The organism is Meiothermus sp. (assembly GCF_025060375.1).
In the GTDB taxonomy this organism is placed as follows: domain Bacteria; phylum Deinococcota; class Deinococci; order Deinococcales; family Thermaceae; genus Meiothermus.
In genome coordinates this window covers 1-1,836 of sequence record NZ_JANXCG010000034.1, presented here as the reverse complement: position 1 = coordinate 1,836, position 1,836 = coordinate 1, and the positions used below count along the sequence as shown (strand labels likewise).

The window sequence follows — 1,836 nt, the reverse complement described above, 5'->3', positions numbered from 1 at the left end:
CCGGCTGGGGTTTGAGCTGGCGGGCATCTCCGGGGTCTCGATCCCTGACCGCTCCTACGCCCCTATCTCGACCGAGATGCTGCTCAACGTGCAAAGCGACTGGGCCCTCTACCTGCGGCCTAAAAGCCCTGATGGTCGCTACCCCGAGCTGACCAGCGAGCGGATGCTCAAGCAGAGCAAAGTACCCATTTACCGCTTCTTGCTCGACGTGCAGGAGCCCCAGTCGGGGCCCATCACCGACCTGCGCCGCATCGAGGGCATACTCCGGCTTTTAGAGACCGGAGCGCAAAAGTAGGGGGCAAGGTGTGGATTGTGGTAGGAACTCAAACCCTGACCACCCTCGAGGCGGCGGAGCGGCTTCAGGGCCACCTGAACCGCTGGGGCTATTCCACCCGGCTGCGCCTTGCCGAGGAGGTGCGCCCTGCGGAGCTAACCCGCGAGGAGTGTACCCTTTTTTGCTTGTCAACCTGGCGCTGGATTCCGCGCCCCAAAGAGCCTGCCGACCTATAGCCGCAGGGGGCAGCCTGGCTCTACCAGCGTCTGGAGGCCGCCCAGCCCGACCTCTCCCGGCTGCGCTACGCGGTCTGTGCCCTGGGGGAGCGGGCCTACGGGCCCTACTTCTGCAAGGCCGGAAGCATCTACACCCAGCTTTTGGGCCGGTTGGGAGCGCGGCCCTTGCAGTGCCGGCTCGAGCTGGCCTGGCCGGTGGAGAGCTGGGAGGAACTTGACGACTGGGCCATGGCGCTGGCGGTCAGCCTGAAGCCAAAGGTGCGACCATCAGGGTGCTTGTAAAGAAAGGAGCCTAGATGCAGGAAAACCGTTTGCTGGAAGTGCGAGACCTGGCGGTGAGCTTCCACACCGACGATGGAGTGGTGGAAGCGGTGAAGGGGCTTTCCTTCCACCTGGAGAAGGGCGAGACCTTAGCCATCGTGGGGGAGTCGGGCTCGGGAAAGTCGGTGAGCGCTCTGGCCCTGATGCGGCTTTTGCCCAAACCTGCTGCGCGCATCGTGGGCGGACAAGCCCTTTTTCGCCGCAAAAGCGGGGAAGTGCTTGACCTCCTGAAGGCCGAAGAGGCCACCATGCGCCGGATTCGCGGCAACGACATGGCCATGATCTTCCAGGAGCCCATGACCTCCCTGAACCCGGTTTACACCGTGGGCGACCAGATTGCCGAGGCCATCGTGCTGCACCAGGGCAAGAACAGGAAAGAAGCCCGCCAACTGGCCATCGAGATGCTCAACCTGGTGGAAATTCCCAACCCCCACAAGCGGGTGGACGACTACCCCCACCAGATGTCGGGGGGGATGCGCCAGCGGGTGATGATCGCCATGGCCCTCTCCTGCCATCCCGCGCTTCTGATTGCCGATGAGCCAACCACTGCACTGGACGTTATTATCCAGGCCCAGATTCTGGACCTGATGAAAAAGCTCCAGGCCGAGATCGGCACCGCGGTGCTCTTCATCATTCACGACCTGGGGGTAGTGGCCGAGATGGCCGACCGGGTAGTGGTCATGCAGCACGGGCTAAAGGTGGAAGAGGCCGACACGAATACCCTCTTCAAGTCCCCAAAGGAGGAGTACACCCAGCGCCTGCTCGCCGCGGTGCCGCGCATAGACCAGGAAAAACCCGCCCCGCCCGAGCAGGCTACCCCGCCGGTATTGGTGAGGCTGGAGAACCTGCGGGTCTGGTTTCCCTTGCGGGCAGGGGTGCTTTCGCGGGTAGTGGGGCACGTCAAAGCAGTGGACGACGTTTCCCTCGAGGTTTACAAGGGCGAGGTGCTGGGGCTGGTGGGGGAGTCCGGCTCGGGCAAAACCACCCTGGGCCGCAGCCTGCTGC

3 protein-coding genes and 1 pseudogene are annotated in these 1,836 nt (G+C 63.7%); all 4 read left to right on the top strand.

The genetic code is table 11. The features are described 5' to 3' along the window. Window positions 1-295, top strand: a pseudogene (locus NZ849_RS04190) (ABC transporter substrate-binding protein); the annotation flags it as partial. Between the two features lie 8 nt (window positions 296-303). After that, window positions 304-510, top strand: coding sequence for a hypothetical protein (locus NZ849_RS04185; RefSeq protein WP_295404532.1), 207 nt, complete (start codon window positions 304-306; stop codon window positions 508-510). Between the two features lie 30 nt (window positions 511-540). Further along, window positions 541-792: a flavodoxin domain-containing protein gene (locus NZ849_RS12085; protein WP_367182947.1), complete on the top strand. Its 252-nt coding sequence runs from the start codon at window positions 541-543 to the stop codon at window positions 790-792. 14 nt (window positions 793-806) lie between these two features. Next, window positions 807-1,836 (top strand): ATP-binding cassette domain-containing protein (locus NZ849_RS04180; protein ID WP_295404530.1); only part of this gene is annotated, 1,030 nt, incomplete at its 3' end.